Consider the following 10,516-nt stretch of genomic DNA (forward strand, 5'->3'; position numbering starts at 1 on the left):
AGATCTAGCCCTGTAGTACTAGGGCTTTCGCCCGGTGCGGCGAGAGTGCGTGCCGGGCGTCGCGACGCCGCGGAGATCCATCAGAAGCCCCCTAGCCGCGGTGGAGGGTGCGGCGGGCGTTGGCGACGGCGCGCAGGGTCCGCAGCGCGGGATCCTCCTGGACCGGGATGAGCGGGCTGCGGTGGTCGGGGCCGCCGAGGAAGAGGTTGACCTCCATGTCCATCAGGCCGGGCAGCAGCGTGACGTCACCCAGGTCGCGGAGAGCCGTGCCCTCGGGCAGCCGGGCCGGCCGGCCCACCTCGGCGATGCGCTCGCCGATCACCAGCATCTCGCCCGGCTCGACGAGTTCGCCCTTGTCGACGTCGAGGAGCCGGGCAGCCCGCAGCAGGACCGGTGTTTCTCGTGCTTCGGGAAGCGGTTGCATCTCACACGGCCGGTTCGACGACGGCGTCGATGCCGGCGGGCCCGCTGTCCGGGACGCGCGGCTGCCCCCAGGCCTCCACGGGGAAGGCGACGGTCACCAGGGAGCAGAACGCCCACAGCAGGTGCTTGTCCTCCTCGCCGATGCCGTCGAGGCGCACCGTCTCCAGATACCCGCTGCCCTTCTCCAGCAGCGGGAACGCCACGTCGTAGAAGGCCTGCAGTTCTTCCATGGTGCTGGCGACGCGCTTGGCGTAGCGCGCCTTCTCGCCCTGGACCGCCCAGTCCGCGAACGGTTCGAGCGCGGCGAAGTCGGCGGGAAAGACGTTGGCCATGTCCGGGATCTCCCTCTGTGCTCGCTGGACTTCAGGACGCGGTGGACGGCTGCTCGGCGTGCGCGTCCACGAACTGCCGGGCGGTGGTGTGCAGATGCCGCAGCAGGACCTCCTGGTCGCACAGCGGGAACTGCTCCAGGGTGCGCGACTCCAGCATGGTCTGGGTGGCCTCCAGGGTGTTGCCGTCCTGGAGGCTGTACTCCTTGAACGACACGACCGCGAGCTCCTGTTGGAGGCGCTGGAAGGCGTTCTGCGGCGGCACGAAGTAGGCGGTGCCCTCGAAGATGTGCGTGTTGTACGAGGTCGGCCAGTAGTGGTAGGTCAGCACCCAGTTGGGCCGCCAGACCAGCAGCATGAAGTTGGGGAAGAAGACGAAGGAGTCCATGCCCCAGACCTTGCTGCGGGTCGGGTTGATCGCGGGCGGCAGCTGCTCGGTGGTCAGCCCGATGTCGGGCTCCTCCCAGGCGCCGAACAGCCCGCTGCGCAGGGCCCGTTCGATCGGCTTGACCATGGCCCGGGCCTTGGGCGGGGCGATGCCGCCCCAGGAGGAGACCATGCTGTGCGGGCCGTCGATGTCGTAGTGCAGCGCCTCGTAGCCGTACTTCTTGATCTTGGCGGCCTCTTCGGCGACGTACTGGCCGGAGTGCAGGATCGGCGCGTGGTAGAACTCGGCGAACGCGTCGATGAACAGCTTCCAGTTGCTGCCGATCTCGGCCCGGTACTTGTGCACCTGGGTGAGCTTGTCGAAGGGGTAGCCCTCGATGCCGGCGCCGAACTTCCCGAGGTAGTCCCTGAGTGACGTCGTGTTGTCCGGGTCGAGGTTGACGAAGATGAAGCCTTCCCAGACCTCGGTGTGCACCGGCAGCAGTCCGTAACTCGACTTGTCCAGGCCGAAGAACTCCGACTCCTGCTGGACGAAGCTGAGCTTGCCCTCCAGGTCGTAGCGCCAGGCGTGGTACTTGCAGGTGAACGCGCGGCAGTTGCCCTTGGTCTCCTCGCGGGGGAAGTCGTCCCAGACGAGCTTGTTGCCGCGGTGCCGGCAGATGTTGTGGAAGGCGCGCACCTTGTCGTCCGTGCCGCGCACCACGATGACGGAGGCGCGGGCGGCGTCCAGCTCCTTGGTGAAGTAGCTGCCCTTGCGCGGGACCTGCTCCACGCGCCCCACGTTCAGCCAGGTCCGCCGGAAGATCGCGTCCCGTTCGCGTTCGTAGTGCTCCGGTGAGATCGAGTCCGCGTAGGAGACCGGCTCGGTGTCGATCTCGAAGTGCTCGGTCCAGCTGCCCTCGGAGGGCTTGGGGAAGTACGCCATGGAACGGAACCTCCGGTCGGTTGACACCGCCAAGATAACAGCGGTCCCCCTTGAGGAGAATATCGTTTCCGCCTATCGTCATGTCAGCTCTCACCGACGGCTCAGGAAGGACCCACGTGACCTCGACCGCCCGCCACCAGCACTGGATCGACGGCCGGGAGTCGCCCCCGGCCGGCCGGACCTGGCTGCCCACCCTCGATCCCGCCACCCGTGGGAGCGGCGACGAGATCGCCGCGGGCGGGCGGACGACGTGGACCGGGCGGTGGCGGCGGCCGAACGGGCCCGGCGGGGCTGGGCCGACCGCTCCCCCGCCGACCGCGCCGCCGTCCTGCACCGGATCGCCGACCTGCTCCACGAGGACGCCGACACGGTGATGCGCCTGGAACGCGCGTGCACGGGCAAGGTGCCGGCCCGACTCCGCCTCGAAGTCGACCTGTCGGCCCAGTACTTCCGCTACTACGCGGGCGGGGTCCGGGCCGCCGGGCAGGGCAGCGTCATCGACCAGGGAGCGGGCGTCCACACCTGCACGCGCTACGAGCCCTACGGCGTCGTCGGTGTCATCACCCCGTGGAACCTCCCCCTGAACCAGGCCTGTCGAGCGCTCGCCCCGGCGCTGGCCATGGGCAACGCGGTGGTGGCCAAGCCCTCCGAGTTCACTTCCGCATCGACGCTGCACCTGGCCCGGCTCGCCTCGCGGGCCGGGCTGCCGGACGGCGTCCTGAACGTGGTCACCGGCACCGGTCCGCAGGCGGGAGCGGCGCTCGCCGCACACCCGGGGGTGCGGCGGCTCGCCTTCACCGGGTCGGTGGCCACCGGACGGCTGCTGGCGGCGACGGCCGTCGATCGCCTCGTCCCCCTCACCCTCGAACTGGGCGGCAAGTCGCCCCTGTTGGTGTTCGCGGACGCCGATCTGGACCGGGCCGCGGCGGCGGCCGTGGCGGCGCTCGCCGCGAACTCCGGTCAGGTCTGCTCGGCGACCACCCGGCTGCTGGTGGAGGAGAGCGTCCACGACGAGGTGGTGGACCGGGTCGTCGCGGCCGTGGACAGACTCCGGCCGGGCGTGGACTTCGGCCCGTTGATCACGCAGACGCAGTACCGGAAGGTTCTGGACTTCCTCAAGGACGCGCCCGAGCCGACCGTCGGCGGCGGTCCCTACACCGAGGGCCCGGCGGCCCGCGGGCTGTACGTGCGGCCCACCGTGTACGCCCGGGTCGACCCGGCCGCGCGCATCGCCCGCGAGGAGGTCTTCGGGCCGGTGCTGGTCACGTGGCCGTTCCACGACGAGGCGCACGCGCTGGCCCTCGCCAACGACAGCGACTACGGGCTGGTCGCCGCGGTGTGGAGCGGCGACCTGGCGCGTGGACTGCGGCTCGCCGAACGCCTCGACGCCGGTCAAGTGGCCGTCAACGGCGGCCCGTTGACCGTGGAGACCCCGTTCGGCGGCTACAAGCGGAGCGGCTACGGCCGGGAGAAGGGGCTGGCGGCCCTGCACGAGTACGCCCAGCTCAAGACCGTCAGCGCGAACTTGTAGCACGAACCTCCAGAAGGACATCGACACGACACCGGCAAAACGCAGGCAAAACGCAGGCAAGACGCGGGCAAGACGCGGGCAGGACAACGGCGAGACCTCGGCGAGAGGGAGACAGCGGATGTACGACGACGACCGGCAGCGGGCCGCACGGGCGGTCCGGGCCGAGGTGATCGGCGACGACGGCTCCCGGACCGCGCCGCCGGGGGACCCCGTGCCGCCCGAGTACCAGGACTACCTGACCGCCATGGCCTGGGGCGGGTGGGCGCGGGGCGGCCCGCTGACCCACCGCGACCGCAGCCTGCTGGTGCTGGCGATGACGGCCGCGACCGGCCGCATGGACGAGTTCCGCATCCATCTGCGGGCGTCGGTCAACGCGGGGGTGAGCGACGACGAGGTGAACGAGCTGCTCTACCAGATCACCGCGTACTGCGGCGCCCCCGCCGGGAACGCGGCCCGCTCGGTCATCCGCGAGGTGCGCACCGCGCGGGAGGCGGTGTGAGCGGCACGGTGGCCGGTGGGCCCGTCGCCGGTGAGCCGGTCGCCGGTGAGCCGGTCGCCGGTGAGCCCGTCGCCGGTGAGCCCGTCGCCGGTTTCGTCGGGCTGGGCAACATGGGCGGCGCGCTGGCCGCGAACCTGGTCGGGGCGGGCTTCGAGGTGCTGGCGTACGACGCCGCGGGTCCGGCCCGCACCCCGCTGGGCGCCCGCTGGGCCCCCGGCCCGGCCGACCTCGCCCGCGCCGTGGACGTCGTCGTGCTCAGCCTGCCCGACGGAGACGTCTGCGAGCAGGTCGTACGGGACCTCGAGGCCGTCCGCGACCGGCGGGTCACGCATGTCGTGGACACCTCCACCGTGGGCGTGTCGGCCGCCCGCCGGCTGGCCGCCATGGGTCTGGGGTATGTGGACGCGCCGGTCTCCGGCGGGGCTGCGGGCGCCCGCAGGCGCACCCTGATGGTCATGTACGCGGGCTCGGAGGCGGACTGCGCGCGGGTCCAGCCGGTGCTGGCGGGGCTCAGCGACCGTCGACGGCGGGTCGGCGACCGGCCCGGGCAGGCCCAGGCGCTGAAGCTCGCCAACAACTTCCTGTCGGCCACCGCGCTCGCCGCGACCAGCGAGGCCGTCGCGTTCGGCGCGTCCGCGGGACTGGATCCGGCGGTACTGGTGGAGGTCCTCAACGCCTCCAGCGGGCGCAGCGCGGCGACGGCCGACAAGTTCCCCGACGAGGTACTGACCGGCCGCTTCAGCAACACGCTGATGGCGAAGGACGTACGGCTGTATCTGCGCGAGGTGGCCGAGGTGGGCGGCGCGGCGGTGCTGGCCGAGGTGACGGAGACGGTGTGGGGCGCGTTCGCGACGGCCGAGCCGGGCGCGGACTTCACCCGCATCTACCCGTTCACCACCGGAACCTCGGAGACCGCCGACACTTCGGAGACCGCCGGCGCTCCGCAGACCGCCGGCGCCTCGGAGTCGCCCAGCAGCACCGACAGCGACTCGGGGACGACCTCGGGGTAGCGGTCGTCGCCGTCCTGGTCGACCAGCCACAGCTGGTGCAGGCGGCCCTCGATGAGGGCGAAGACGGCGGTGGCGCCGGTCCGGGTGTCCAGGCCGCTGGGCAGCCGGTCCCCGTACCGGGCGAGGTGCTCGGTGAGGTGGTTGTGCAGGGTGCGGCGGCGGTCGCGGACATGACCGCGGGCGGGTTCCTGCCCGGTCACCGCCTCCGCCGTCACCAGCGCTGTGCACCCGGGCGAGGGCGGGGTGGTCCTGTTGAAGGACACCGGCCGGCAGGTGTGCGGGACCCCGCTGCCCCGCCGACCAGGACCAGCAGGTCCCTGGTCGGCGGCCCGGCCGCCGCCGCTGACGGGGGCGTCCAGCACCTGGACGCCCTGGGCGCGGGCCCGTCCCGCGAGGCGACGGCAGGTGTCGGGGTGCACGGCTACGATCCCGCCCGGGCGGAGCCCGGTCAGCACCTCCGCGCCCGCCTGCTCCACGTCGGTGTCGCCGACCACGCACAGGCACACCAGGTCGCCGGCGGCGGCGAGTCCGGCGACCGAGCCGGCGCTCCTGGCGGGAGCGCCGGCGAAGCGGTCGAGGGTGGCGGGCCGTCTGGCACACAGGGTGGTCTCGAAGCCCGCGCCGACGATTCGGCGGGCTGTCGACGCCCCCGGCTGCCCAGTCCGACGAAGCCGACGCGCAGCGGGTCGTTCATCAGGGTCGGTCCTCTCCCTTGGGGCGCCAGAACACGGCCAGCAGACCGGCCGTCGCCACGACGCCCACCCCGAGCACCACACCCGCGCCCGCCCAACCGGTCACACTGATGTCCGCGGCCTCGTCCACCGCGTACTCCCCCGGCCCCCATGCCCCGAGCGCCAACGCGAGGACGCCCAGGACGAGGACGTATTCGTAGCCCTCCTTGAACACGAAGAAGCCGTTGCGGCGGTGGGCGAGCAGACCCGCCACCAGCATCACGGACAGCACCGCCGCGCAGGCCAGCGATGTGAAGAGGCCCGCCAACAGCAGGACCCCCGCGCCGAGTTCGGTCAGGACGCTCAGCCAGGCCTGGAGCCGCGGCCGGGTCAGCCCGAGGCCGCCGAACCAGCCGGCGGTGCCGGTGATGCCGCCTCCGCCCTTCCAGTGGTTCCAGCCGTGCGCCACCATCACCACGCCCAGCACGACCCGCACGAGCAGCAGGGCGGTGTCCGAAGCCTCGTTCATCCCCATGTCCCCTTCTCCGTCGGCAGCGCCTGCACACCCAGCGCACATTCCTCGACGAAGGCCAGGACGTGCAGGTGATAGGCGAGAGCGGTACGGCCGACGCTGGTGTTGTGACCCGCGCCCGCCTGCTCGTGGCGTACCACCCGTGAGGCGCCCGTGAACATGGCGGCGAGGTCCGACAGTCCCTCGGGTCCGTTCAGCCACACCTGTTCGTGCTCGGCGAGGGTGAGGTGCACGGGTACCGGGACGCGCGCCGAGAGCCGGGCGAACTCCTTCTGCCAGCCCTCCCGGTGCCCCTCGTAGGCGGGCGAGGCGGAGCCGATGCTGCGCCCTCCGTGCACGTCGGGCGGGTAGGCGTGCGGCGGATGCCACAGGACGCGGCGGAGGTCGGGGCGGGTGCGGGTCGGGTCGCGCCGCCACTCCTCCATGGCTCGGATCGAGCGCGGGTGGTGGGTGCGGCCCATGCCGGCCAGTTCCACGCCGAGCAGCTCGGCGCCGCGCGGGTCGCTCGCCATGCGGACGGTGAGTTCGCAGCCCGCCGAGTGCGCCCACAGGAACACGCCGACGCCGCGTTCACGGCCCCGGAGGAACGCCTCCACGGCCGCGAACACGAAGTCGGTGCGCTGCTCGGGCGTCCGCATCCGGTCTTCGAATCCGGCCGAACTGCCGTAGCCGGGACGGTCGACGGCGATCACCGTGAACCCGGCCGCGGCGGCGGTGCGCAGGAGAGAGAGCCTGGGGTGGCCGGGATGGTCGAAGTAGGCGGAGGTGGTCGCGCCGCCGTGCAGGGCCACGACGACCGCCTGCGGGCGGGGGACCTCGGCGACGAGCGCGGAGGCGGGCACACCGTGCACGTCGACGACGTGCCGGTGCACGCCCGGGGCGGGGGCGAGTTCGGGCTCCGTCGCGGGGGTGGGGGTCGGTGAGGTCATCCGTCCGTCCTGAGCAGGAGTACGCCGCCGGGGTGATCTCCTCCGTCTGCGCGGCGAACTCGGCCTGGAGGGTGTCCTGGACGCCCGGTGACGATCGCCGCCTTGTCCTCGGACCGCATCCCGGCCTCCTCGCTCGTCGACCTCGGATGATCCGAAAACTACATTCTCTAGTTGAGCTAATCAAGGATTCGGACAAGAGAACCTGATGCTCCCCACTTCACGCGCCAGCCCTGATGAGAATATTGTTCTCGCGTATGGAAGGGGTATTTCCATGATCGAATCGAAGGCCTTGAGCCCGTCGCTCGGGGTGGAGTTCACCGGCGTGACCGATCCGCTCGACGACTCCTTCGTCGAACGCGCCGCAGAGGCCCTCAAGTGGCGGGGGGTGCTCCTGGTCCGCGGCCTGCACCTCGACGACGACCGGCAACTGGCGTTCAGCCGCCGCCTCGGCGAGGTCGTCAGCCTGCGCGGCCAGGAGATCTTCCCGATCTCCGTCAACCCGGCGATGAGCAGAAGCGCCGAGTACCTGAAGGGCGCCTTCTTCTGGCACCTCGACGGCACCAGCGACGACATCCCCGTCAAGGCCACCACCCTGACGGCCCGTCATGTCGCCACGGTCGGCGGCGGCACCGAGGTCTGCAACACCTACGCCGCCTACGAGAACCTGTCGCGGAAGGACCGCGAACGCCACGAGAACCTGCGCGTGGTGCACAGCTTCGAGGCCTCGCAGCGGCTGGTGACCCCGGACCCCACCGCCGAGGAACTGGCCGCCTGGCGCACCCAGCCGACCCACGAGGTCGCCCTGGTCTGGCAGCGCCGGGACGGCCGCCGCTCCCTCGTCACCGGCGCCACCGCCGACCACGTCGTCGGCATGGACCCCGGGGAGAGCCGCGCCCTGCTCGACGAACTCCTCGACTTCACCACCCAGGAACGCTTCCGCTACACCCACGACTGGGCGGTCGGTGACCTGGCGGTCTGGGACAACACCGGGATCCTGCACCGGGCGCTGCCCTACGAGGAGAGCTCGGAGCGGCTCCTGCACCGGACGACCGTCGTCGGCGAAGAGGCCTTCGCATGAGCGCCGCGGCGGACTCCGGTCCGGTGCGGACGGCGGTCGTCACCGGCGGCGCCTCGGGCATCGGCCGGGCCGTCGCCCGGCGGCTCGCCGCGGACGGCATGAAGGTCGCCGTCCTGGACATCGCACCCACCGAGGAGGGCTACGGCCTCACCGTCGACGTCACCGACCGGGCCCAGGCCGACAAGGCGACGGACGCGGTGCGCGAGCGGCTCGGTCCGGTGTCGGTGCTGGTCGACGCGGCCGGCAAGGACGGCTTCACCCGCTTCGGCAAGCTGCCCTTCGCGGACCGGCAGCGGGTCGTCGACATCAACCTCAACGGCGTCTTCCACTGCGTGCGGTCCGCCCTGCCGGACATGTGGAAGGCCCACTGGGGCCGGATCGTCGACATCTCCTCCTCCAGCACGCACTCCGGGCAGCCGTTCATGGCGCACTACGTCGCCGCCGAGTCCGCGGTGAACGGGCTGACCAAGTCCCTCGCCCTCGAACTCGGGCCGCGCGGCATCACGGTCAACGCGGTCCCCCCGGGCTTCGTGGACACGCCGATGCTGTGCGCCGCCGAGCAGTCGCAGCAGCTCGGCGGCTCCGTCGAGGACCACATCGCCCGCACTCCGGTCCGCAGGGTCGGACGGCCCGAGGACATCGCGGCCGCCTGCTCCTTCCCGGTGTCGGAGGAGGCCGGCCACATCACCGGCCGGATCCTCGGCGTGAACGGAGGCCGCAACACATGACGAGGCTGCCGCCCGTCCCGTACGAGGAGTGGGACGCCGACGTCCTGCGGCCGCTCACGGGCGGGCGCACGATACCGCCGTCCAACGCTCTCGGCCTGCTCCTCAACCACCCGCGCCTGGCGACGGCGTTCCTCACCTTCAGCACCCAGCTCGGATACCGCGGCACCCTGCCCGCCCGGACGCGGGAGCTCGCGGTCCTGCGGGTCGCCTGGCGGCGCCGCTGCCGCTACGAGTGGGCGCACCACGTGCTGATGGCACGTCAGGCGGGAGTTTCGGAGGAGGAGTTGGCGCAGGTCCGGCAGGGCGCCGACACACCGGTCAACCGGGCGGTGGACGAACTGGAGACCGCCTCCACGCTCTCCGACGAGACCTACGCGCAGCTCGCGAAGGAACTGGACGAGCGGCAGCTGATGGAGTTCGTCTTCACCGTCGGCGCGTACGCGATGCAGGCCATGGCGTACAACACCTTCGGCGTGGAGCCCGACGCCGGGATGGACGACGAAATGGCTTAGGGCGCGGGCCACGGACCGGGGCGGCGACCACTGTGGCGCCGCCCCTTCGCGACTACCCGGGCGGTGGACATGCGACAAGCGGCAAGACCTCTTCGTGTCGTTCAGTGGGCCACGGGGTGGAGTGGACGGGGGGCCACGTGCCGACCCCCGACAAGGCCGGGCGTGATGCGGGCGACCTGCGCGGGACGGGGCCGACGGGGGTCGTCGCCACCCACGACCTCGACGTGATCCTGGGCCTCGGCGCCGACTGCGTGCTGTACATGCCGCGTGCCGGGGACGACGAGGTGTGCGCCCTGCTCGCGTCCGGCGCGAACGTCGTGACCACGACCGGCGGGTTCCACCATCCGCCCGGCATGGATCCCGCCCTGCGCGAGCGGGTCGAGGACGCGTGCGCACGGGCGGCGGCTCGCTGCACAGCACCGGCAGCGGCCCGGAGTTCATCACAGAGGCGGTGCCGCTCGTCCAGGCCTCCGTCCAGCGACGGCAGGAGACGCCGACCGTCCACGAGTACGCCGATCTGTCCCGCCGGAACGGTCGACGGCGACACGCCCCTCGACGTCGAGCTGCGCTTCCCGGTGCCGCTGGACCGGATGGCCGCCGTCTCTCTCCCCCGGCTACACCGCCCACCGGGCCGTCAACGCCGTCCCCGCCGTCTGCGCGGCCGCCCCGGGCATTCGGGCGACCGTGGACCTGCCCCTGTTCACCGCGGCGCTCGGCTGAGCAGGGCGGCCCTGGGGCCTGTGCGGCCGATCATGCCGCAGACGCGGGGGGTGGCACGCTCCCCCAGAGGGGGTACCCCACACCCCGCTCACCGGCACTACGAAGGCACTGCCGGCTTCCTGCGACTTGATCGGCCGGACAGGCCCCAGGGGGCTTCTGATGGATCTCCGCGGCGTCGCGACGCCCGGCACGCACTCTCGCCGCACCGGGCGAGAGCACGCACCGAACGCCGCTCCTTCTCC

General features: G+C 72.1%; 11 protein-coding genes and 1 pseudogene. 6 read left to right on the forward strand and 6 right to left on the reverse strand.

Translation table 11 applies throughout. The features are described 5' to 3' along the window. Positions 1 to 91: 91 nt before the first annotated feature. Genes AB0J04_RS43960 through AB0J04_RS43970 form a run of 3 tightly spaced genes read right to left on the reverse strand, consistent with a single transcriptional unit; the run spans position 92 to position 2,064 of the window. Positions 92 to 424 (reverse strand): hypothetical protein, encoded by a 333-nt coding sequence (locus tag AB0J04_RS43960; RefSeq protein ID WP_363174335.1) that lies wholly within the window; start codon positions 422 to 424, stop codon positions 92 to 94. Between the two features lies 1 nt (position 425). Continuing rightward, positions 426 to 755 carry a hypothetical protein gene (locus AB0J04_RS43965; protein WP_363174336.1) on the reverse strand — a complete coding sequence of 110 codons (330 nt, stop codon included), beginning with the start codon at positions 753 to 755 and terminating at the stop codon, positions 426 to 428. A gap of 31 nt (positions 756 to 786) precedes the next feature. Continuing rightward, positions 787 to 2,064 carry an aromatic ring-hydroxylating dioxygenase subunit alpha gene (locus tag AB0J04_RS43970; protein ID WP_363174337.1) on the reverse strand — a complete coding sequence of 426 codons (1,278 nt, stop codon included), beginning with the start codon at positions 2,062 to 2,064 and terminating at the stop codon, positions 787 to 789. Here AB0J04_RS43970 and AB0J04_RS43975 point away from each other — a divergent pair. The 3 genes from AB0J04_RS43975 (at position 2,063) to AB0J04_RS43985 (ending at position 5,104) form a co-directional block, all read left to right on the forward strand. Next, positions 2,063 to 3,595: an aldehyde dehydrogenase family protein gene (locus tag AB0J04_RS43975; protein ID WP_363174338.1), complete on the forward strand. Its 1,533-nt coding sequence runs from the start codon at positions 2,063 to 2,065 to the stop codon at positions 3,593 to 3,595. The two genes, AB0J04_RS43970 and AB0J04_RS43975, sit on opposite strands and share 2 nt — an antisense overlap. Before the next feature lie 118 nt (positions 3,596 to 3,713). Continuing rightward, positions 3,714 to 4,094, forward strand: coding sequence for a carboxymuconolactone decarboxylase family protein (locus AB0J04_RS43980; RefSeq protein ID WP_363174339.1), 381 nt, complete (start codon positions 3,714 to 3,716; stop codon positions 4,092 to 4,094). After that, the gene (locus AB0J04_RS43985) at positions 4,091 to 5,104 is read left to right on the forward strand and encodes an NAD(P)-dependent oxidoreductase (RefSeq protein WP_363174340.1); all 1,014 of its coding nucleotides are present in this window, start codon (positions 4,091 to 4,093) and stop codon (positions 5,102 to 5,104) included. The genes AB0J04_RS43980 and AB0J04_RS43985 overlap by 4 nt, the downstream gene beginning before the upstream one ends. Positions 5,105 to 5,475: 371 nt before the next feature. Here AB0J04_RS43985 and AB0J04_RS43990 read toward each other — a convergent pair. The 3 genes and pseudogenes from AB0J04_RS43990 to AB0J04_RS44000 form a co-directional block, all read right to left on the reverse strand. After that, positions 5,476 to 5,880 (reverse strand): annotated as a pseudogene (locus AB0J04_RS43990) (NAD(P)-binding domain-containing protein); the annotation flags it as partial. Then, the gene (locus AB0J04_RS43995; protein ID WP_363174341.1) at positions 5,798 to 6,304 is read right to left on the reverse strand and encodes a DoxX family protein; all 507 of its coding nucleotides are present in this window, start codon (positions 6,302 to 6,304) and stop codon (positions 5,798 to 5,800) included. The pseudogene AB0J04_RS43990 and the gene AB0J04_RS43995, both read right to left, overlap by 83 nt. Continuing rightward, positions 6,301 to 7,236 carry an alpha/beta fold hydrolase gene (locus AB0J04_RS44000; protein WP_363174342.1) on the reverse strand — a complete coding sequence of 312 codons (936 nt, stop codon included), beginning with the start codon at positions 7,234 to 7,236 and terminating at the stop codon, positions 6,301 to 6,303. Before AB0J04_RS44000 ends, AB0J04_RS43995 begins: the two co-directional genes overlap by 4 nt. A gap of 271 nt (positions 7,237 to 7,507) precedes the next feature. On the opposite strand from AB0J04_RS44000, the gene AB0J04_RS44005 reads away from it, so the two are divergent. Genes AB0J04_RS44005 through AB0J04_RS44015 form a run of 3 tightly spaced genes read left to right on the forward strand, consistent with a single transcriptional unit; the run spans position 7,508 to position 9,554 of the window. Then, on the forward strand, positions 7,508 to 8,314 hold the full coding sequence (locus tag AB0J04_RS44005) for a TauD/TfdA family dioxygenase (RefSeq protein WP_363174343.1): 807 nt from the start codon (positions 7,508 to 7,510) through the stop codon (positions 8,312 to 8,314). After that, the gene (locus AB0J04_RS44010; protein ID WP_363174344.1) at positions 8,311 to 9,042 is read left to right on the forward strand and encodes an SDR family NAD(P)-dependent oxidoreductase; all 732 of its coding nucleotides are present in this window, start codon (positions 8,311 to 8,313) and stop codon (positions 9,040 to 9,042) included. Before AB0J04_RS44005 ends, AB0J04_RS44010 begins: the two co-directional genes overlap by 4 nt. After that, positions 9,039 to 9,554 (forward strand): carboxymuconolactone decarboxylase family protein, encoded by a 516-nt coding sequence (locus tag AB0J04_RS44015; RefSeq protein ID WP_363174345.1) that lies wholly within the window; start codon positions 9,039 to 9,041, stop codon positions 9,552 to 9,554. Before AB0J04_RS44010 ends, AB0J04_RS44015 begins: the two co-directional genes overlap by 4 nt. Positions 9,555 to 10,516: the final 962 nt, after the last annotated feature.

The sequence above is a fragment of the Streptomyces sp. NPDC050263 genome (genome assembly GCF_040655955.1).
GTDB lineage: Bacteria > Actinomycetota > Actinomycetes > Streptomycetales > Streptomycetaceae > Streptomyces.

Coding starts and splice junctions, on each gene's coding strand:
- AB0J04_RS43960 (WP_363174335.1), bottom strand. CDS start 424: ATGCAACCGCTTCCCGAAGCACGAGAAACACCGGTCCTGCTGCGGGCT.
- AB0J04_RS43965 (WP_363174336.1), bottom strand. CDS start 755: ATGGCCAACGTCTTTCCCGCCGACTTCGCCGCGCTCGAACCGTTCGCG.
- AB0J04_RS43975 (WP_363174338.1), top strand. CDS start 2,063: ATGGAACGGAACCTCCGGTCGGTTGACACCGCCAAGATAACAGCGGTC.
- AB0J04_RS43970 (WP_363174337.1), bottom strand. CDS start 2,064: ATGGCGTACTTCCCCAAGCCCTCCGAGGGCAGCTGGACCGAGCACTTC.
- AB0J04_RS43980 (WP_363174339.1), top strand. CDS start 3,714: ATGTACGACGACGACCGGCAGCGGGCCGCACGGGCGGTCCGGGCCGAG.
- AB0J04_RS43995 (WP_363174341.1), bottom strand. CDS start 6,304: ATGAACGAGGCTTCGGACACCGCCCTGCTGCTCGTGCGGGTCGTGCTG.
- AB0J04_RS44000 (WP_363174342.1), bottom strand. CDS start 7,236: ATGACCTCACCGACCCCCACCCCCGCGACGGAGCCCGAACTCGCCCCC.
- AB0J04_RS44005 (WP_363174343.1), top strand. CDS start 7,508: ATGATCGAATCGAAGGCCTTGAGCCCGTCGCTCGGGGTGGAGTTCACC.
- AB0J04_RS44010 (WP_363174344.1), top strand. CDS start 8,311: ATGAGCGCCGCGGCGGACTCCGGTCCGGTGCGGACGGCGGTCGTCACC.
- AB0J04_RS44015 (WP_363174345.1), top strand. CDS start 9,039: ATGACGAGGCTGCCGCCCGTCCCGTACGAGGAGTGGGACGCCGACGTC.